13 protein-coding genes are annotated in these 19,908 nt (G+C 35.8%); 8 read left to right on the top strand and 5 right to left on the bottom strand.

Features of this window, described 5'->3' with window-relative positions; all coding sequences use genetic code 11:
- Positions 1-183 precede the first annotated feature (183 nt).
- Genes araA through ACTNDN_RS18370 form a run of 3 tightly spaced genes read right to left on the bottom strand, consistent with a single transcriptional unit; the run spans position 184 to position 3,975 of the window.
- Positions 184-1,602 (bottom strand): L-arabinose isomerase, encoded by a 1,419-nt coding sequence (gene araA, locus ACTNDN_RS18380; RefSeq protein ID WP_031538853.1) that lies wholly within the window; start codon positions 1,600-1,602, stop codon positions 184-186.
- A 46-nt stretch (positions 1,603-1,648) separates the two neighbouring features.
- A complete protein-coding gene (locus tag ACTNDN_RS18375) occupies positions 1,649-2,344 on the bottom strand; it encodes an L-ribulose-5-phosphate 4-epimerase (RefSeq protein ID WP_441131720.1) in 696 nt (231 codons plus the stop codon).
- 17 nt (positions 2,345-2,361) lie between these two features.
- The gene (locus ACTNDN_RS18370) at positions 2,362-3,975 is read right to left on the bottom strand and encodes a xylulokinase (RefSeq protein WP_251629033.1); all 1,614 of its coding nucleotides are present in this window, start codon (positions 3,973-3,975) and stop codon (positions 2,362-2,364) included.
- A gap of 344 nt (positions 3,976-4,319) precedes the next feature.
- On the opposite strand from ACTNDN_RS18370, the gene ACTNDN_RS18365 reads away from it, so the two are divergent.
- Positions 4,320-5,429 (top strand): GntR family transcriptional regulator, encoded by a 1,110-nt coding sequence (locus ACTNDN_RS18365; RefSeq protein WP_251629031.1) that lies wholly within the window; start codon positions 4,320-4,322, stop codon positions 5,427-5,429.
- 168 nt (positions 5,430-5,597) lie between these two features.
- Positions 5,598-7,427, top strand: a complete 1,830-nt coding sequence (locus ACTNDN_RS18360) for a hypothetical protein (protein WP_441131718.1) — start codon at positions 5,598-5,600, stop codon at positions 7,425-7,427.
- Positions 7,428-7,483: 56 nt separating this feature from the next.
- On the opposite strand, the gene ACTNDN_RS18355 is transcribed toward ACTNDN_RS18360, so the two are convergent.
- Positions 7,484-8,437, bottom strand: a complete 954-nt coding sequence (locus ACTNDN_RS18355; RefSeq protein ID WP_441131716.1) for an AraC family transcriptional regulator — start codon at positions 8,435-8,437, stop codon at positions 7,484-7,486.
- Positions 8,438-8,713: 276 nt separating this feature from the next.
- Between ACTNDN_RS18355 and ACTNDN_RS18350 the strand changes: the two genes are divergently transcribed.
- Together ACTNDN_RS18350 and ACTNDN_RS18345 are read left to right on the top strand one after the other, a co-directional pair.
- Positions 8,714-10,084 carry an MFS transporter gene (locus ACTNDN_RS18350; RefSeq protein WP_441131714.1) on the top strand — a complete coding sequence of 457 codons (1,371 nt, stop codon included), beginning with the start codon at positions 8,714-8,716 and terminating at the stop codon, positions 10,082-10,084.
- A 21-nt stretch (positions 10,085-10,105) separates the two neighbouring features.
- A complete protein-coding gene (locus ACTNDN_RS18345; RefSeq protein WP_441131712.1) occupies positions 10,106-12,082 on the top strand; it encodes a glycoside hydrolase family 127 protein in 1,977 nt (658 codons plus the stop codon).
- 64 nt (positions 12,083-12,146) lie between these two features.
- Here ACTNDN_RS18345 and ACTNDN_RS18340 read toward each other — a convergent pair whose 3' ends face one another.
- Positions 12,147-14,540 (bottom strand): phosphoketolase family protein, encoded by a 2,394-nt coding sequence (locus ACTNDN_RS18340; RefSeq protein ID WP_441131710.1) that lies wholly within the window; start codon positions 14,538-14,540, stop codon positions 12,147-12,149.
- Positions 14,541-14,880: 340 nt separating this feature from the next.
- On the opposite strand from ACTNDN_RS18340, the gene ACTNDN_RS18335 reads away from it, so the two are divergent.
- From ACTNDN_RS18335 to ACTNDN_RS18320, 4 genes are all read left to right on the top strand, one after another.
- On the top strand, positions 14,881-16,389 hold the full coding sequence (locus ACTNDN_RS18335) for an NlpC/P60 family protein (RefSeq protein ID WP_441131708.1): 1,509 nt from the start codon (positions 14,881-14,883) through the stop codon (positions 16,387-16,389).
- Positions 16,390-16,750: 361 nt separating this feature from the next.
- Complete coding sequence (locus ACTNDN_RS18330; RefSeq protein ID WP_441131706.1) at positions 16,751-16,948, top strand: hypothetical protein; 198 nt, start codon at positions 16,751-16,753, stop codon at positions 16,946-16,948.
- A complete protein-coding gene (locus tag ACTNDN_RS18325; RefSeq protein WP_441131705.1) occupies positions 16,923-18,299 on the top strand; it encodes a hypothetical protein in 1,377 nt (458 codons plus the stop codon). Before ACTNDN_RS18330 ends, ACTNDN_RS18325 begins: the two co-directional genes overlap by 26 nt.
- 116 nt (positions 18,300-18,415) lie before the next feature.
- Complete coding sequence (locus tag ACTNDN_RS18320) at positions 18,416-19,372, top strand: phospholipase D-like domain-containing protein (RefSeq protein ID WP_441131703.1); 957 nt, start codon at positions 18,416-18,418, stop codon at positions 19,370-19,372.
- Positions 19,373-19,908: the final 536 nt, after the last annotated feature.

The raw sequence follows: 19,908 nt of genomic DNA, 5'->3' as shown, positions 1-19,908 counted from the left end.
TCCCATCTCTTAAGCTCCAGGGTTTTGCATTAATTTTTTTTCAGAGCGAGGGTTCTTCTCCTACCGATCATTAGTTGACCATGTTTGTATGACAGTTTCCCCTATCTAAGTTATTTCTAATTAAATGGAGAGGTAGGGGGCGAACTGCATATGATTAATAATTAGATGTAATCCGTTTAGTCCTTACTTAATGACAACATAGTCTAAATCAACTAGTTTTGCATAGGAAATAATTTGGTCTGTTGTCAAATTTAAGGATACTACTGTATGGTGACCGCCGCCATTTTCGATCCAAGCTTTAACACCATCTTGGAAATTTGGTTTAATGTCCCATAGAACGCGAGCTACTGGTAGGTTTGGTGCTGGTATGTTTGGCTCAAATGCAGTAACTTCATTAATTAAAAGTTTGAAATGGGTACCAAAGTCTGCCATGGAAACAACTACCCCATCACCAGCTTTTCCATCAAATACTAGACGAGCTGGGTCTTCACGATTGCCAATACCTAATGGAGAAACAATAATCTTTGGTTTGTTGCTTGCTAAAGTTGGGTCTACTTCAAGCATATGAGATTGAAGAACGGCTTCTTGTCCCTCGGCTAATTCGTATGTGTAATCTTCCATAAATCCTGTTGATTGGTTATGACTCATTACTTTTAATAAACGATCAAGAGCAGCAGTCTTCCAATCTCCTTCACCAGCAAAGCCGTAACCTTGTGCCATTAAACGTTGAACGGCAAGACCTGGAAGTTGTTTCATGCCATATAAATCTTCGAAGTTCGTAGTGAAGGCGTTGTATCCACCGTCATCAAGGAAGCGCTTAATCGCAATTTCGTAGCTTGCTTGGACTTTTACACTAGATTCCCATTCTTCCTTACTGTATGTGCCATAATCAAATTCATAAAGTGTTTCATATTCGGCAAATAGATCATTTATCTCATCTTCTGTAACAGCGTTCACGTATTGAACAAGGTCACCGATGGCAAAATAGTCTACTGTCCATCCGAATTGTATTTGAGCTTCTATCTTATCTCCATCTGTAACACCAACATTACGCATGTTATCTCCAAAACGAGCAACCTTAATATTAAAGCTTTCATTATAAGCTACTGCAACATCCATCCAATCAGCTATTTGTTGTTGAACAAGTGCTCGCTGCCAGTAGCCGACAACCACTTTATTTTGTTTGTTTAAACGAGCGTTGATAAAACCATATTCACGGTCACCATGAGCTGCTTGGTTTAGATTCATAAAGTCCATATCAATGGTTGCCCAAGGGATACTTTCATTGTATTGTGTTGCTAAGTGAAGTAATGGTTTTTGTAATAGTTTTGTTCCGCGAATCCACATTTTCGCAGGAGAGAAAGTATGCATCCAAGTGATGACACCTGCGACTTCATCTCGGTAGTTGACTTCTTTCATAATGCTTGTGATTTTATCTGAGCTAACGGCTAAATCCTGTAGAACGAGTGGGTAAGGCAAGACTCCGCTTTCATTTAAAGCATCAGTCATTCTTTGGGCATTTGCTTTTACTTCTCCTAACGCTTCTTCTCCATATAGATGTTGTGAACCGACAACAAACCAAAATATTTTATTAGTTGACATTCTATTTCCCTCTTTTCCATTTATTAGTTTAGTAGTTTAAGTTATTTTACTTTTGACCGTAATAGGCATTTTTGCCATGTTTGCGTAAATAGTGTTTATCTAAGATTCGTTGAGGTAATTCTTCTGAAAAACGATTTAATTCTCGTGTAAATAAATTCATTTTTGCAACCTCATCTAACACGACGCTATTCATGACAGCAGAATGCACGTCTTTGCCCCATGTGAAAGGACCATGTCCATGCAGCAATACTCCAGGAATAGCTAAAATATCTAATCCACGCTCTTTGAAGGTTTCGATGATTACGTTACCAGTTTCCGCTTCGTAGCTACGATCGATTTCTTCTTGGGTTAAATAGCGAGCGCATGGAACAGACCCATAAAAGGTGTCTGCATGAGTGGTGCCCAATGCCGGGAGGTCCAGCCCTGCTTGAGCCCATATTGTTGCCCAAGTAGAATGAGTATGCACAATGCCTCCGATTTCTTGATAATGCTTATAAAGTACTGCGTGAGTAGCTGTGTCGGATGAAGGTCTAAAGTCTCCTTCTACTACATTCCCATCTAAATCAATAACAACCATATCGCTTGGTTTCATTGTTTCATAGTTAATGCCACTCGGTTTGATAACAAATAAACCACTTTCACGATCAATGGCACTAGCGTTACCCCATGTATATTTCACAAGCCCATGCTTAGGTAATTCTAAATTTGCATAATATACTTCTTCTTTTAGCTGTTCTAACATGTTAAACCTCCATCTCCTTACTCGTGAATCAAATTTTCGACGGCTACCTTCTCAATAGCTAATCCCTTTTTATAGCGGGTAATAAATGCTTCAAATCCTTCTACGTCAAAGCGATCTGGATACATTTCTTGCTTATCAACCTCTTTAAATACTTGCTTGTCGAGGAAGTCTTCTAAACTATCATTTTCATCTTTGTTCCTCATGTAAGAAGCAAGAATAGCCATTCCCCACGCTCCGCCTTCTCCTGCAGTTGCCATTATGGAAACGGGAGTATTCATGGCAGCGGCAACGATTTTTTGACCGACAACAGGGGTTTTAAATAAACCACCGTGACCTAAAATGCTATCGATTGCCACATCTTCTTGTTTCGTTAAAATATCCATGCCGATTTTCAATGCACCAAATGCAGAGAAGAGATGTGTGCGCATAAAGTTCGCTAAATTAAATGTGCTTTCTGGTGACCGGACAAAGAGAGGGCGTCCGCTTTCTAAACCTGTAATATTTTCACCTGAATAATAACCATAGCTTAGTAGTCCACCACCATCTGGGTCCGCTTCCAAAGCAGTACTCAATAATGCTTCAAATAATTTATTCATATCAACCTTTTGGCCCATCGCCTCTAAAGATTCACGGAATAATCGCATCCATGCATTTAGATCACTTGTACAATTGTTTGCATGAACCATTGCAACTGGGCTGCCATCTGGCGTTGTTACTAAGTCGATTTCTGGATAAACCTTTGAAAGCTCTTTTTCTAGAACAATCATTGCGAAAACAGAAGTTCCGACAGAGACGTTTCCAGTGCGTTTTCTCACACTGTTTGTTGCGACCATCCCTGTTCCCGCATCGCCTTCAGGGGGACATAATGGAATCCCTGGCTGTAAATTACGAGATCGATCGAGAATTTTTGCCCCTACCTCTGTTAATACACCTGCTTGTACCCCTGCGGTTGCAACTTTAGGAAGAATGTCTTTTAGCTTCCAAGGGTATTCTTTCGGAGCAATTAATGCTTCAAACTGCTCAATCATAGCTTGGTTGTAATCCTGTGATGCTTCATCTATTGGAAACATTCCTGAAGCGTCCCCAATGCCAAGTGCCTTTTCGCCAGTCAATAGCCAGTGGATATAGCCAGCTAAAGTGGTAATATGCTCGATTCGTGGAATATGCTGTTCATCATTCAATATTGCTTGGTAAAGATGGGCAATGCTCCATCGTTCTGGAATATTGAATTGAAAGGCATCTGTTAATTTTTTTGCGGCAACGCTAGTTGTTGTATTGCGCCATGTCCGAAAGGGTACAAGTAGTTCGCCAGTGTTATCAAAGGCCATATATCCATGCATCATTGCAGAAAATCCAATAGAACCAACCGTTCGTATGGTGACACCATAGTTGCGTTCAACCTCTTGCTTCATTTCACTATAAGCTGTTTGGAGACCATTGATAATATCGACTAGGTTGTACGTCCAAAATCCATCTTCTAAAAGATTTTCCCACTCATAGCTTCCAGATGCGATGGTTTCAAAGTTATGATCAATTAAGACTGCCTTAATTCTCGTGGAACCGAATTCAATTCCAAGTGAAGTTAATCCATCAACAATTGCTTGTTTTGTATTTGTTTGATTGGTTTTCATATATTCCCTCCTTGATAGCGATTTCATCAATTGTAATCGAATGGAGATTCATTTGTTTCATTAGTACATATTCACCTTAATATATGTACGTACTTTTGTCAATTATAAATATAAATGTACACACAAATGTCAAAGAGAACTATTGATGATTCTATTAAATTTTTAACAAGAACTGATTCGATACCCAATAAAATAATAGTAAAAGATGATATTATATTTGTATGTAATTTGTCTGGTTTGATAGGTATTATTTTATTTTATTCATACATATGCTAGAATATGACCATACAAATATCGTGATTATCAAATTTGAATGGATAACAACATTGAAGGAAGTGCGTTAAATGAAATTAAAGTATCAAATCATCATTGATGAAATAAAAAGTAAGATTCTTTCTGGGGACTATCGTGTTGGAGAACAAATTCCTACTGAATCAAGCCTGCAAGAAAAGTACCAAGTGAGCCGGCATACTGTTCGAAAGGCGATTCTAGAATTGGCGAATGATGGATACCTTAGAAGCGAAAAAGGATCTGGTACTTATGTTAGTAATCAATATCAGTCAAAAACGAGCGGGAAATCCAATAGTAAAACAATTGGTGTTATAACAACCTATATTTCTGATTACATTTTTCCGTCAATTATCCGCGGGATTGAAGGGAGATTAAATGTAGAAGATTATTCGTTATTATTAGCTAGTACAAATAATGATGTGGAGCAAGAAAAGAAAGCATTAGAAATGATGCTATCCTTTGGTGTAGATGGATTAATTGTTGAGCCGACGAAAAGTAATTTATACAATCCTAATATTGCTTACTATTTATCCTTTAAAGAACAAGATGTTCCATTTATAATGGTCAATGCTTATTACGAAGAGTTAGAGGTTCCCTTCTTTTGTTTAGATGATGTGCAGTCTAGCTATCTCGCTACAAACGAATTAATTTCAAAAGGACACACCCAGATAGGGCTTATAGCAAAAATGGATGATTTACAAGGGAAGTTTCGTATGAAAGGATATATAAAAGCCTTGGGAGAAGCAAAACTGCGATTTCAGGCAGAGCATGTTTTTTCATATACTACGGAGACAAAGTTAGATTTAAATAGAAACTTGAAGACGTTCTTAGATGAAAATTTAGAAAATATGACTGCTATTGTATGCTATAACGATGAAGTTGCATTAGAGGTTGTAAATGTATGCAGACAACTTACTATCTCGATTCCAGAAAAACTATCTATTATTGGGCAGGATAATTCTTATATTGCCAAAAATGCAAACATTAAACTCAGCACATTAACACATCCCCAAGAACAAATGGGACACGATGCAGCTGATTGGATCATTAAAAAAATTCAAGGAAAAAAAGACGTGCAAAACGAAAATTACTATCAACCGCAATTAATAGAAGGAGAAACGGTTAAAGATTTAAAAGCAGAAGCAGAGGGAAGACTCTTGTGAGGTCACAAGAATCTTCCTTTTTTCTTATTAATTTTCTTATTTTGCTTAAAGGTCTTTTCTATAAGAGAAAGATAGTATTTAATAAAAGGAAAGATAGATATAGTAGAAAACGGATGAATATACTATACTAACCATTTTTAACATAAAAAGAAGAAATGGGAGGTCAGCATGGGATTCAGAGATGGATTTGAATATGATATGCAAAACTTGAAAAAGGATATGGAAAAAGAGGTTCATAAGACTTGGACAGTTGATTATAAAGGACATTGTATTGAAGTTGTAAATAAAATGAAAGAGGAATATCTTATCATTGATGGAGTAACAGTTGCTGTAAATAAACGGAAATCTATCTTTTCACATCTTCTTCCTTACGTAAGTTTATCAGGGAATCTTACTTTGGAGAATGGAAAAAGGCAAAAAGTTTCTGTCAAAATTGGTGGATATATAAGTCTTAACTGTATTATTAAAATCGATAACGAGACTATTATGAATGAATCGAAAAAGCTGGAATTTCTGCCTTGGGAGCATAAAGACAAAATCATTCCTTTTATCCAAAAGCAAGTCCAAGAGCATAATAGAATAGTAGATGGACACTTACCAGATGATGACTACTTTTTTGGTGCAAATAAGCCAAGATTAGATCCTGGCCTTTTTGATCTGATTATCAAGGAACCAAAGACGCCATTTTTTGTGAGCAAGCTCATGAAACTCTTTAAAGAGCAACTGGAAAATCCAACTGTAAAAGCAAGAAAAGCGACATATGAACAAATTATTTTTGACCATTTGGCCATTTATCGAGAAGAGGTCATTCGGGAATTAGGACAACTTGAAGTTGATGAGCAGGCGCTAAAGCAAGAGGCGTTATGGCTTCTTGAGCATGCGGCACATAGAGATGTTGTTAAATTTGCAATCCTTGTACTCGGCTTTACTAATTGTGAAGAACACCAAGAGCTTCTATATAGAATAGGCTTGCACGATGAATTTACGTCATATGCCATTTTTGCTATAAGAAGTGGGGGGAAGAGAGTAAATGATCAAATATGGAAACTAGTGCAGTCAGTTCAAGGGGTGGGAAAAATGACAGCAATTGAGCTAGTGGAAGCCAAAACTCCTGAAATGAAATATTGGTTACTAACAAAAGGTTGTGAAAATAGAAAATTTCATGATTTTATTGCCCTCCGTTGTGCTACAAAGGGAGAGTTAGATGTGGCGCTCTATGAGAAGAGTATTTCGAAGGAACTATATACTGGAGCAGCCATAATGATAGAGGGATTATTAGATGACTCAAACCCAGACGGCATGGATCACTATCCGTATGCTAGTGCTGTATTGTCTCGTTTCCTTTACCATGCACAAACGCATTGTGAAACCTTGGAGGATTTCTACCCGATTATCAAAATTAGTGAATTTCTAAATGAGGATGAAGAAATTTGGGAAGAGCGATTTAACGAACAATGGAAACAACATGAACGTAAAGCACTTCAAGAAGCGGTAGAGGTCTATATTACTAATCCTAAATGGTCAAAGCTTGCACTAGCTGCTTTGCAAGAGAGTGAGGAAATTGATTTCCGTTCGATTGAGATTGCTCGATTCTATCAATTGGACATCACGTCTCTACTATTTGAATGGCTGAAGAAGGAACCAACAAACAGTATGTTATATTTGGCTATAATGGATACAAGAGAGCTACAGTCTATTAAGGAGCTCTGTGCCTTTGCACAATCTGAATTCTCTCTTTCAAGCTTATCAATAGAAGAAGAGAAATGTCTCGAATGTATTATACAAGATTTACATGATTTCGAGGGTGTTGGAGTACCATTAGTACAAGTAGCACTCGAATCTGCAAATGAAGACTTGCGCCTGCATGCGTTAAGTGTCTTGACAGCATGGTCATCAACTTTTAGACATCAACCAGAAATACAACAAAACCTTAAAATGATCACCACTACTACAAAAGAAAAAGAAGAACGGAAATTAGCTAAGCAGTTGTTGAAGTAGGGAAGTGGAGGGACGGGACATGCTTTACCACAACCGTCCCTCTATTTTTTTCTTTCCTATCCCTCTAAATGCTTTAAGTGATGGGGAAGAGGAATTTCAGGATCAACAAATTTATTATTAAGATAGATTCGGGTATAGGCATCTCTGTATTGAGTTGGAGTCATTCCTTCATAGCTTTTAAATAGCTTCATAAAGTATTTCTCGTCGATAAAGTGGAGCTCGTATGCGATTTCTTTTATGGTTTTATTGGTAATACATAGCATTTCTTTCGCTTTGTTTATTTTTAAAGTATTAATATACTTGATTGTGCTCATCCCTATCTTCTTTTTAAACATTCTCGTCAAATGGTCTGGATTAAAAGAAAATTTCTCAGCAATTTCTTTTACCGTTAAATCTTTATAAATATTGACTCGAACCCATTCAAGAATCTGTGTGAATTTTTGAGAGGATTCACTGTCCTGATGATGGGATTGAAGTAACAGCTGTGTGTATTGATTCGTCAGTTCCAGTAGCAAAGAGGTAACCAAATAATCAACAGCATAGGTACTATAATAATTACTATGAGAAATATCCAATATTTGTTTCATAAGAATTAAAGCCTTTGTGGATTGCTTCAAATGAAAATAAGATGGTAGAAAAACAGAACTATTTAGCACATCATTTGTTGGATGAATATCTTGAGTGAATAAATAATGTGATAATTGAGCTTTACTCATTTTATTTACATCTTTTCGGGGGAAAAAGTGCATCCAGTAAAAGCTTGCATTCTCCTTTGAAGCTGCAAATCCTTGATAGTGAATAGCAGGAGGAATTAATAATACATCCCCAGGTTTTACCTCTAATCTAGTATTATCTATTTCTAAATAAATCGTATCCTGTAGACCTAAAATGAGTTCATAATCGCCATTTAAACACATAGGTTTATGCTTCCATCCGGCATTACTAACAAATTGTCCACATTTAAAATACATTAATGGAACACTGATAGGAATTTGATATATTTCATCCATATAATCACTCCTTACGCAAACATTTTTGTGTACCAAAAGTCGGATTTATCCACTATGTTTTTTGGATAAGGAAATACAATCGCTTACATAGACGATTATACCATAATAAATCGTTTCCATAAGGATGTTTTTTTCGTCTTTTTTTCATAGCTATTGTCGGATATAACCACTAAATCTACTTTTTTAGTGGTACTTTTTTGTTTTGAAAACCCTTAAAATAAATCTATAGATTAAAAGGTAAGCGTTTACTTATTTTGAATGTAGGAGGTTAAGAGTATGGAAGAAAGACAACTAAAAAAGGAAAGAAATCCACATTTACTGGATGACAGGGTTCCTTTTCACAGAAGAATTAGTTATGCGCTAACAGATACAGGCGGGAATCTATTATATTGTATTATTAGTAGTTATTTGCTTTATTTTTACACAGATGTATTTGGATTGTCCGTTGGGGTGGCAGGAACACTATTGCTGATTGCTAGATTAGTAGATGCGGTTGATGCGCCAATATGGGGCATGATAATTGATCGTACAAAATCTAAATATGGACAGAGCCGCCCATATTTCTTATGGATGAGTATTCCATTTGCTGTGTTTACTATTTTGACTTTTGTTACTCCAAATTTAGATGGTAATACCAAAATAGCTTATGCAGCAACAACATATATATTAGCAGGAATTTGCTATACAGGTATTGCGACACCGATTACATCCATTTTACCAAATTTATCAAGTAGTCCGAATGAACGAGTTGTATTAAATTCGTTTCGAATGGTTGGAGGGAATGTTGGTAATTTCTTAGCAGTAACATTCACGCTTCCATTGGCAGCGCTCTTAGGAAATGGCAATGATCAAAAGGGCTTTCCTTTGGCTGTAGCAGTGTTCGCTGTAGTAGCTGTTGTTATGTTCTTACTAGCGTTTGTTAATTTAAGAGAAATAAATACAGAAAGAATTAAACCAGTTTCGATTAGGCATAGTGTGAAGGCTGTTAAAGGCAATTGGCCATGGATTATCTTAATTATAGCTAACTTGATTTTCTGGGTGGGACTAACCATTCGAACTTCTACGATTGTATATTATTTTGAATATAACTTAGAGAAAAAAGAATTAGTTCCTTTCATCAATGGTATTTCCATTATTCAAGTATTAGGAATGGCTGCTATCCCATTTATTGTGAAAGTAATGAATAAGTATTCTACAATGATTCTAGGATTTGTGCTTGCTGCTTGTGGTCAGATCATTATGTATTTTGCAGATGCTTCTTTATCTATTCTTATCACAGGTTGGATTATTGGTTGCATAGGTTCTGGAATTGCTTGTTCGATGCCGTTTGCGATGCTTTCTGATTCCGTTGATTATGGGGAATGGAAAACAGGAGTACGTGCTAGTGGATTTTTGACAGCAATAGGTAGTGCGTTTTGTATAAAAGCTGGAGCAGGACTTGGTGGTTTCTTACCAACACAGGTTATGAGTTGGTTTGGATATGTTGCGAATACTACTCAAACAAGCTCCTCCTTACTAGGTATTCAATTAAGCTTTATTTGGTTGCCAGCAATCGTATTTATTCTTGGCATTATTCCGATGTTATTTTATGCAAAATATGAAAAGAATGAGCGGAATATTCAAATCGATTTAGCAAAGAGAATTTAATAGATAGAAGGGAAGTTTAATATGTCTTTTAACATCAGTAAAACTAAAATTAACGATAGATTCTGGGATAATTATATAGATAAAGTAAGAACAAAAATGATTCCTTATCAATGGGATGTACTAAATGATCACTTAGATATAATAATAGAAAAAGAGAGAAATGATGACTATATCCCCTCTGAAAAAAGTCATGCAATCGATAATTTTAAAATTGCTGCAGGTTTAAAGGAAGGGAACCATTATGGGTGGGTATTTCAAGATAGTGATGTCTATAAATGGTTAGAAGCAGTAGCTTATTCTTTGCAAAAAAAGGAAGATGATCAGCTGCGTGATTTGGCAGATAGTGTTATCGATTTGCTTGAAATGGCGCAAGAGAAAGATGGTTATTTAAATACGTATTTCTCTGTTGAAGAGCCTGAGAGAAGGTTCAAAATGCTCGCGGAAAGTCATGAGCTATATTGTGCAGGACATTATATTGAGGCAGCAGTAGCCTATTATGAAGCAACAAATAATGAAAAGGCACTATCCATTGCTTGTAAATTGGCTGATTGTATTGATGAAAACTTTGGAAATGAAGAAGGCAAGATAAAAGGCTATGATGGACATGAAGAAATAGAATTAGCATTAACAAAGCTATATGAATGTACAAAAAATGATAAATACCTGCAATTAAGCCGTTTTTTCTTATATGAACGTGGTCAAGATACTAGCTTTTTTCAAAGACAAAGAATGGAGGATAACGGGAAAAGAGATGTAATTAAAGGAATGGCACATCGGCCTTTGAGTTACTATCAGGCACATAAACCTATTTTAGAACAAGATAAAGCAGAGGGACATGCGGTACGCCTAGTGTATTTATGTACGGGGATGGCAGAAGTAGCTAGATTAACGAAAGATAAAGAAATGCTAGGTGCATGCAAGAAATTATGGAAAAACATTGTGACAAAGCGAATGTATATCACGGGAGGAATCGGTTCCACAGTAGATGGAGAAGCCTTCACTGCAGATTATGATTTACCAAATGACACCATGTATTGTGAAACCTGTGCATCCATTGGTTTGATTTTCTTTGCACAAGCGATGTTAAAAAACGAACCAAATAGCGAATATGCAGATGTATTAGAGCGAGCCTTATACAATTCTGTTATAAGTGGAATGGCATTAGATGGGAAACATTTCTTCTATGTGAATCCCCTTGAGGTGGTTCCGGCATATAGTGAGAAGGATCCAGGAAAAAGTCATGTAAAAGTAACAAGACCGGCATGGTTTGGGTGCGCTTGTTGTCCACCAAATCTTGCTCGATTAATCAATTCTCTAGACAAGTATATTTATACACAGCAAGAGGATACTATTTATGTCCATTTATTTATTGAAAATGAAACCAAACTTCAAGTAAAAGATGAATCGGTCATTTTAAAACAGCACACAGATTACCCTTGGTCAGGCTCTATTCATTTTTCTGTTGAGGCAGATACCAAATGTTCATTTGGGTTAGGAATACGTATACCATTTTGGAGTAGCCAATATGATGTAAAGCTTAATGGTGCTCCTATAGAAAAACCATTAATAAGAAATGGTTATCTCATACTGGAAAAAGAATGGTTTGGCAAGGAAGAAATTTCTTTGCAATTAGATATGTCAATTAAAGAGTGGAGTGCAAATCCACTTGTCCGAGATAATCTTGGAAAAATAGTTGTTCAGCGCGGTCCATTTATTTATTGTGTGGAAGAAGAAGATAACGGAAGCAATTTGCATCTGCTTTCTGTTTCAAGGAATGCACCGTTTACGTATAGCTTTGTGGAAGAAGTGTGTGAAGGAATTGGTGTAATCAAAACAAAAGGAAAGAAAAAATGCATACAAAATAAGTGGAACGATTCTCTTTATGCTTTGTATACGAATGACCAATATGAAGAAAAAGAAATTACCTTTATTCCGTATTTCGCATGGGCGAATAGAAGCAGAGGAGAAATGCTTGTTTGGATTCATAAAGAGAGCTAAGGATAAGGAAGTAAAAGGACGGTATCATGATTTATTTAGGAATCATAATATCGTCCTTTTTGCATTAGATTAATACTTCTTTTTCAGCAGGTGCTTTTGTTAAAGGTTCCCATTTCCAATTCGTCACTTCTGGTATATCCACACCGTTTTCTCGAATATAGCGATGGTGGAATTCAATAATATCCTTCATTTTTGCAATAAATTCTTTTGCATCTTCCCTATAAACTTGTTCCGCCACATCTTTAGCAAGGTGATAGCGATCCATTTCGTTTAGAACGCGCATATCAAACGGTGTTGTAATATCTCCATTTTCACGGTAGCCGTGAACAAGCAAGTTATGATTATGACGCTTGAAGAAGATATCACGAACTAGTCCTTCGTAGCCGTGGAAAGCAAATATTACTGGTTTATCGGTTGTAAAGATGTTATCAAATTCTTCATCACTTAGACCACGAGGGTCGTCAGATGGGTGACGTAATTTCAAAAGATCAACAACATTTATGAAACGTATTTTCAGTGATGGGAAGGCTTTGTTTAGAATTGTAATTGCTGCCAATGCCTCTAGATTTGGTTCTGTTCCTGCTGCAGCAACAACTACGTCTGGTTTTTCACCTGCATCTGTTGAAGCCCAATCAATTACTTTCACACCTTTGTTCACTAATTCTGTTGCCTCATCTGCTGAATAAAATTGAGGACGTGGATGTTTAGAAGAAACGATTAGGTTAATTACATTTTTGTCTTGGAGTGCTTTTTCCATGGCAGCCATCAATGTATTGGCATCAGCAGGCAAATATTCACGAATAAACTCTGGTTTTTTCTCAGCAAGATGTGTCAGCATTCCGGGATCTTGGTGTGTATAACCATTATGATCTTGTTGAAATACTGTTGAGGTGGCGATTAGGTTTAATGCTGGGTATTCTTTTCGCCATGCTTGTTCCTTCGCTTTGCGTAGCCATTTGAAGTGTTGCGTTATCATGGAATCAACCACACGGAAGAAGGCCTCGTAACTTGCGAAAAATCCATGACGACCGGTTAAGACATAGCCTTCAAGGAAACCTTCTGCTTGGTGTTCAGACAATTGGCTATCAATTACGCGGCCAACTGGGGATAGCCATTCATCTCGTGGAAATTCTGCTTTTTCCATCCACTGGCGTTTCGTCACTTCAAATACTTTATTTAAACGATTTGACTTCGATTCATCTGGTCCGAAAATACGGAAGTTTTCTGGATTGTTTTTGATAATGTCACGAGCATATCCACCAAAAACAATCATATCTTGAGCAATCACAGATCCTTTAGTAGTTGTGTCAATTGCATGTTCGCGCCATTCCGGTAAATCTAAAGGTTGAGGATGCTGGCCACCATTTGTAATAGGATTCATAGCCATCCTTTTGTTCCCCTTTGGTGCTATTTCTTTTACATCATCCACTAATTGACCATCTGGTGTAAATAATTCTTCTGGCTTGTAGGAATTCATCCAATCCACTAATGCATCAATATGTTCCATATGATGGGAATCTACAGGGATTGGAACTTGGTGAGCACGGAAGCTACCTTCGATTGGTTCACCATCCCATGCTTTCGGTCCAGTCCAGCCTTTTGGAGTACGAACAATTAGGACTGGCCAAATAGGCATGGTAGCCTCTTCAGCAGAACCTGCACGAGCTTTCTCTTGAATTGCTTTAATCTTTTCAATAGCTGCATCTAATTTCTCTGCCATGATTGGGTGAACTTTTTGTGGGTCATCGCCTTCTATAAAGAATGGCTCCCAGCCTAAACCTTCAAAGTATTTGGATAATTCATCATTTGACTTCCGACTAAGAATAGTTGGATTAGAGATCTTTGCACCATTTAGGTAAAGAATCGGCAGTACTGCACCATCTGTCACCGGGTTAATAAAAGAATTGGAAAACCAGCTCGCAGCAAGTGGTCCAGTTTCTGCTTCGCCATCACCAATAACCGCTGCTGCAATGATATCAGGATGATCTAATATAGCTCCTGTAGCATGAGAAAGGGAATAACCTAATTCTCCCCCTTCATGAATAGACCCAGGAGTTTCTGGAGCAGCATGACTAGCTATACCACCAGGGAATGAGAATTGTTTGTATAATTTTTTCAAGCCTTCTACATCTTGGGTAATATCGGGATAAATTTCTGTATAGCTTCCATCTAGATAAGAATTAGAAACCATTACTTGGCCGCCATGTCCAGGTCCTTCAATATAGAACATATTTAAATCATATTTGTTAATGACACGATTTAAATGAGCGTAGATAAAGTTTTGACCAGAAATGGTGCCCCAGTGACCAATTGGATGCACTTTTACATCGTTAGCTTCTATTGGTCTTTGCAGTAATGGATTATCTTTTAAATACAATTGTCCGACTGAGATAAAATCGGCTGCTCGCCACCAAGCATCAACTTTTTGCAAATAATGTTTTGAATTGTAATCAACCATTTAGATCATCCTTTATTTTTTATTTTTGTCTTAAAAGAAGAGGGAAGGGGAATCCTTCATTTCTATATCCCATCGCAAATATTTTTTCTCACTATATTTAATGGAAGGGACCAAAAGGATTCTAATCGAAAAAACATTTTTTAAACCCATGAAAGCATGTCTAGAGAAGTCAAATGTTTGATTATACATTATTACTACACTATTTTTTCTAACCCCTCCTCCATAATGTTTACATAATGTGTGCCAATAAATAATAGTTAGTTAGTTTATTACACAAACACAATAATATAAATAAAGATACATTGTCAATTGTTTGTGAAAAGAGGACCAGGTTACGAAGATGGATAAAGAAATAAACACCTTTCAAAATGAACGGATAGTTTTGGAGCGCCAATTGAAGCAATTCGATAAAGCGTTGGAGCAGAATCAACATACTATAAAAAAAGAACAGGAAAGATTAAAGATTATTTCCAATCGATTAGAAACAATTAGAATGCAAATGAAGGAAATAGATCCAGATGGTCAGCTAAGTAAAATTATCCATCAAGATTTAATGGTTGGTGTTACGTCTATAACTACGGTTGCTAAACAGCAATTTTTACTTGATAATGTCCAAAAAGTAAGCCAATTATTTACGTTACAAGAAGAACTGGAAGAAACTTCTTTAAAGCTTGCGAGTAACAACGTGGAATTAGAAGGCATGATTTCCCAGTTGCAAGAACAACAAAATGAAAAGGAAAAGTTGGTTGAACAGTTAAAACAGAAAGAGGCAGCTTCAAAGAAACAAACGCAACAACTCCTTGAGGAAAGTAAGAAAATGAAAAAAGAGAAGGAGTTAATAGAAGGAGCAATAAGCAACGAACAGAAGAGGGAAGAAAAGGGAAGTTCATTTTTTGGTCAAACCGATATCCCTTCTACTGCAACGGTCATTAATCCGACTATAGATACGAGTAGTACTACCATTCCTTCACAGTATATGAAGTACTACTTATACGGAGAAAAAGAATACGGTGTACCTTGGTACTATCTTGCTGCTATTCATTCCGTTGAAACGGGCTTTTCCACTAGTCCTACTATGACCTCTTCTGTTGGGGCAATTGGTAGCATGCAATTTATGCCGAGTACTTGGGTAGGGTACAAGTATGAATCTAGCGGAGGTTTGGTTGCAGAGAACGTAGATATAACTGATTTAGAAACAATAAAAAAAGGAAATGGTTATGGTGTAGATGCAGATAATGATGGCAAGGCAGACCCTTATAGCGTTGCAGATGGAGTAGCAGCTGCTGCTAACTATTTATCTAGCAATGGCTTTGCAACAGACCCTAGAAAATCTATATGGCATTATAATCATGCGGAGTGGTATGTCGATAAAGTAATAAACTTAGCTGAAAACTTTAAGAATAGTACCCAAATATCTAAGGATGGAGATATTCAACTGAAATCGGGCGGTGAGTATGATGTTACTACGGTAGGTAACCGGTGGATTGGAAATTCCGTCTATGTCTTTGGAGGCGGTCGTAATCAAGAGGATGTAAAGAACGGTAGGTTTGATTGCTCAAGTTTCGTTTATTGGGCATTTAATCAGTTAGGGGTTAGATTAGGGGAGCAAACTTCTGTAAGTACGGAGACATTAAAAAATATGGGTACAGCTGTTGAAGAGAAGGACATGCAGCCAGGAGATTTAGTCTTTTTTGATACGTATAAAAAAGACGGGCATGTTGGCATTTATATAGGTGATGGTAAATTCATTGGTGCTCAAAGTTCAAATGGGGTAGCCATCGAAGATATGACTGCGGGATATTGGAAAGAAAAATTTAATCATCGGGTACAGCGAGTTTCTAATATTTAACCATTACTTTACATGGTATAATAAGAGTTTAGAAGCTCGTCGTTTCTACCCAAAAAGCATTTATTGTTAACAAATAAACAGAAACATATAGCTTCGAAAAGGAGAGGTGTAACCTCTCTTTTTTTGTTACTTGTATTATATTAGGATATTTAACTCATAATTGGTACAATTGTTTTGCAATGATGAAGGTGATTTTTAAAGGAAATAGTCGAAACCTTAATCTTTTATTAATAGGTTTTAAGGAAGGAGTCTTTCCCCTTAACAATATAGAGATTAATAATAAAAATAGTTGAGCAGCACTTCTTGAAGGTAAAACATTCATAGCATCTAGAGATATTATTAGGAATTAGGAGGTATTCTAATGGATTTTAATATATTAAAAGGGAAAATTGTAGAGGATCGAGATATTATTTTATTTGATGAAACTGTGGCCTGTTTAAATGGTAATGCCTTAAGAGCAGCCTATATAACTAATTGGATTAGTATTGCTGAATCCCTGAAATTTAAGTTTTATGATATGTCTTCTAGGGACCATGAAATACAAAAAAAAAGTAATTAGAAAATTAGAGGACCTTGAGGGAAAAGAAAGACCTACTGATAGCTTGTTAATTAGAGAAGCAGAAGAGTTTGGATTAATTACAAAAGCACAAAAAATTAAATTAGAACATATGAAAACTATGAGAGGGGTTTATGCACATCCCTTAAATAATGCGCCCACAAAGCTCGAAGTTGAGGTTGCAATAGAATTAGGAGTGACAATAGTATTAAGTCAACCTCCTCTTCTAAAGCACGCGTTTGTTAAGGAATTAGCTGTAGCTATTTTTGAAAATCATCACTATCTAGACGATAATTCTGAAAGGGTAACAGATTTTGCAGAAAATACTTTACAACATGTAAATCCTTCTGTATTCCCCTATTTCTTTAAGTTATTAATTGAGAATTTGAACAGAATTAATGGAGATATCACCAAAGAGATATTTTTTAGAAGAGGAAAGTTATTTTTAAATGCTTTATTAAAAAAAGCAATAGATAGTGACGTTTCAATTGAGGATTGGAAGGTTAGTGACTTATTACACAATTACAGTAATATAATGGCCAAAACCTTTATTGATGAAATGTTCTGGCCTTTATTAAATGAAACATTACAAGATTCTATTATTGGTTACCTAATAGAACCAATTAAAGAAGGCAAAGTTATTAAACCCTCTATAGAAAGCATAGAAAAAATACTAAATTTGCATAATCATGCTTTGTTAAATCAAAGGCATCTTGAACGGCTAAATACAGCATTAGAAAAGTGTTCTCCGTATTATAAAATGTCAGCAGGTGTTCCTTTAGAATGGTATCAAAATGAACTAATATTTGATCTGAAGTCAAGAAATTGGTATCAGCAAAATCCTGTAATTGATGTACTAGTTTCATTAGGAAAAGAAAAAATAAATCAATTAGAATCTCAATTCCTTATAGAATTAGGACGAAATTTACTACAGGCAGCCGATGGAGGAGCAAGAGATGTAAAGGATTTCATACTTTCTCTTGGTAAAAAGAACCAGTGGTCTTCTTTCTTAATTGAGGGAGTATTTTTAGAAACTTTTGTAAATGAAAAAAATAAAATAAGGTTCAAACGCCATTTTCAAACAGCATTTATGGCAGTTCTCGCTTTACAAAAGGATGACAGAGAAAGAATCTTCAACAATGCTATTGAGCTACTAAAGATATCATCGGCTAAAACTTGGATAACAGAAAAGTCCTTTGATAAAATTATTGGTCATCTTCAGGATATAGTACAAAAAGCAAATGAAAGTGATGACAGTAATATAATAGAAAGAAGAGAAATAATTCTAAATTTTACTAGTACCTTTGAAGAAACTAAAGATCGAATCTTAGCTGAGGAAGAGGAAGAGGAATAAAACCTCCCCGATTAAAATGTACTAAAATTGGAATCCTTGTAGAGGACCTGGGTATTTTATTACGAAAGAACGGAATAAGTTGGTTTTATATTTTAACTTTCAAGGATACGAGCAACATGTCTAAAAAGAGTTACAGAAAAAGTAAACGTAAAGAAGATGAGAAAATGCCCAATAATATTGAAGTATATTTCACTAGACCTGGAAGACGTTCTGAAATAAGAGACAGATTGCTATTGGACTTAAAGCATGCTAAACAAAGGATTTATGTTGCAATGGCATTTATTAATGACAATGAATTTTTAGAGGTAATTGGAAAATTCGATTCTCAAAAAAAGTTTATTATTAATAATAATGCTAATAGACATAGGATAGAGACAACAGCATATACAAAGGAATGTGTTCAACTTGGGGGTGTTGTTAATGGAGAAGAAAGTGTGAATTCACTTATGCACCATAAATTTGTTATTATTGATGAAACCCTATGGTTAGGTTCCTATAATGCAACAGAACATGCTGCACAAATTCACTGGGAAAATATGATTAGAATTACTGATGAACAAGTAATAGCCCAGTTTGTTAGGGAATTCAACAAAATGTTCATTATTGGTAGTGCTATACAACAAAAAAATGGAGAGAGTATTCTTGAGTATACAAATAGTGGGCACCAAGAAAGGTTCAATACTATATGTACAGAGTGTAAGGGCCTAGAGGCGGGGAATTCTGAGCTAGATGGAATAGTTACCGATGATATACTCTCGCATTTCAATTTTAGTCTAGTACATAAACTAATAAGTATTGATACACATGAATCTACAGAGAAATTATACTTTATGGAATGTGCAACAAAAAGATTCCTTTCTCCAGGACCGAGTGAATGGACAATAGGTGTTTGTGAATTATGTAGCGAAGTTCAAAATAGGAATTCTTTAATAAGTGTACACTTTGAGAAACTCAACAGGCGGACAGATGAAAATGGTTTAGTAGATACTCTGGTTAGAAGAGGCAGGGAATATAGATTTTGTACTAAATGCATATTTGACGCTCTAACAAATTATAGAGTATATAATGAATGATAATAGAAAAAAATCCTCGTCAACATTGCCGGGGATTTTTTTCTCTCATCATATTCAATAGTTCCAGGAGTTGTGCATTGAATCATATTAATTCGTACTTGCTAACAATTGTAGCTGTCAGCAAGTACGAATTAATATGATTCAAAAAGGGAAATAAAAATATCAACATGATAGATCTATAACATATAAAAAAGAAGTTTAAACAATGAATATATAAAACTATAAGTTTGCGTTAAATAACTATTAACGCTTAATAAAATCAGTAATGAGACCGTCAAAACCACTGGTATAGACGGTTTTTCCTTTGTGAATTAATCAATCTAAGAAGGATTAACGCTTGTTTTAGGAGTTAACGCTCATTTTCTTCGTATATTTAAGAAATATGCGTTTGTTTATAGAGAGTTTTAGTTAAAAACAACAATTAGAAAATAAAAAAGCGACTCCGTGAACTGACCTAGCCAAATGAGACATATATAAAACACCTATCCATATTAAATTTAACACTTTTTCATTAATTTGATATTGGTTCTTTACTG

It is taken from the genome of Niallia sp. HCP3S3_B10 (genome assembly GCF_052064465.1).
GTDB lineage: Bacteria > Bacillota > Bacilli > Bacillales > Cytobacillaceae > Niallia > Niallia hominis.
The sequence above is the reverse complement of the archived record's forward strand: the minus strand, read 5'-3'. Positions and strand labels throughout refer to the sequence as shown.

What these genes read in the sequence shown, in the direction of transcription:
- ACTNDN_RS18345 (WP_441131712.1), top strand. Translation starts at nt 10,106, where the DNA reads ATGTCTTTTAACATCAGTAAAACTAAAATTAACGATAGATTCTGGGAT.
- ACTNDN_RS18320 (WP_441131703.1), top strand. Translation starts at nt 18,416, where the DNA reads ATGTCTAAAAAGAGTTACAGAAAAAGTAAACGTAAAGAAGATGAGAAA.
- ACTNDN_RS18335 (WP_441131708.1), top strand. Translation starts at nt 14,881, where the DNA reads ATGGATAAAGAAATAAACACCTTTCAAAATGAACGGATAGTTTTGGAG.
- ACTNDN_RS18355 (WP_441131716.1), bottom strand. Translation starts at nt 8,437, where the DNA reads ATGGATGAAATATATCAAATTCCTATCAGTGTTCCATTAATGTATTTT.
- ACTNDN_RS18325 (WP_441131705.1), top strand. Translation starts at nt 16,923, where the DNA reads ATGAAATACAAAAAAAAAGTAATTAGAAAATTAGAGGACCTTGAGGGA.
- ACTNDN_RS18330 (WP_441131706.1), top strand. Translation starts at nt 16,751, where the DNA reads ATGGATTTTAATATATTAAAAGGGAAAATTGTAGAGGATCGAGATATT.
- ACTNDN_RS18350 (WP_441131714.1), top strand. Translation starts at nt 8,714, where the DNA reads ATGGAAGAAAGACAACTAAAAAAGGAAAGAAATCCACATTTACTGGAT.
- ACTNDN_RS18375 (WP_441131720.1), bottom strand. Translation starts at nt 2,344, where the DNA reads ATGTTAGAACAGCTAAAAGAAGAAGTATATTATGCAAATTTAGAATTA.
- ACTNDN_RS18360 (WP_441131718.1), top strand. Translation starts at nt 5,598, where the DNA reads ATGGGATTCAGAGATGGATTTGAATATGATATGCAAAACTTGAAAAAG.
- ACTNDN_RS18365 (WP_251629031.1), top strand. Translation starts at nt 4,320, where the DNA reads ATGAAATTAAAGTATCAAATCATCATTGATGAAATAAAAAGTAAGATT.
- ACTNDN_RS18370 (WP_251629033.1), bottom strand. Translation starts at nt 3,975, where the DNA reads ATGAAAACCAATCAAACAAATACAAAACAAGCAATTGTTGATGGATTA.
- ACTNDN_RS18340 (WP_441131710.1), bottom strand. Translation starts at nt 14,540, where the DNA reads ATGGTTGATTACAATTCAAAACATTATTTGCAAAAAGTTGATGCTTGG.
- araA (WP_031538853.1), bottom strand. Translation starts at nt 1,602, where the DNA reads ATGTCAACTAATAAAATATTTTGGTTTGTTGTCGGTTCACAACATCTA.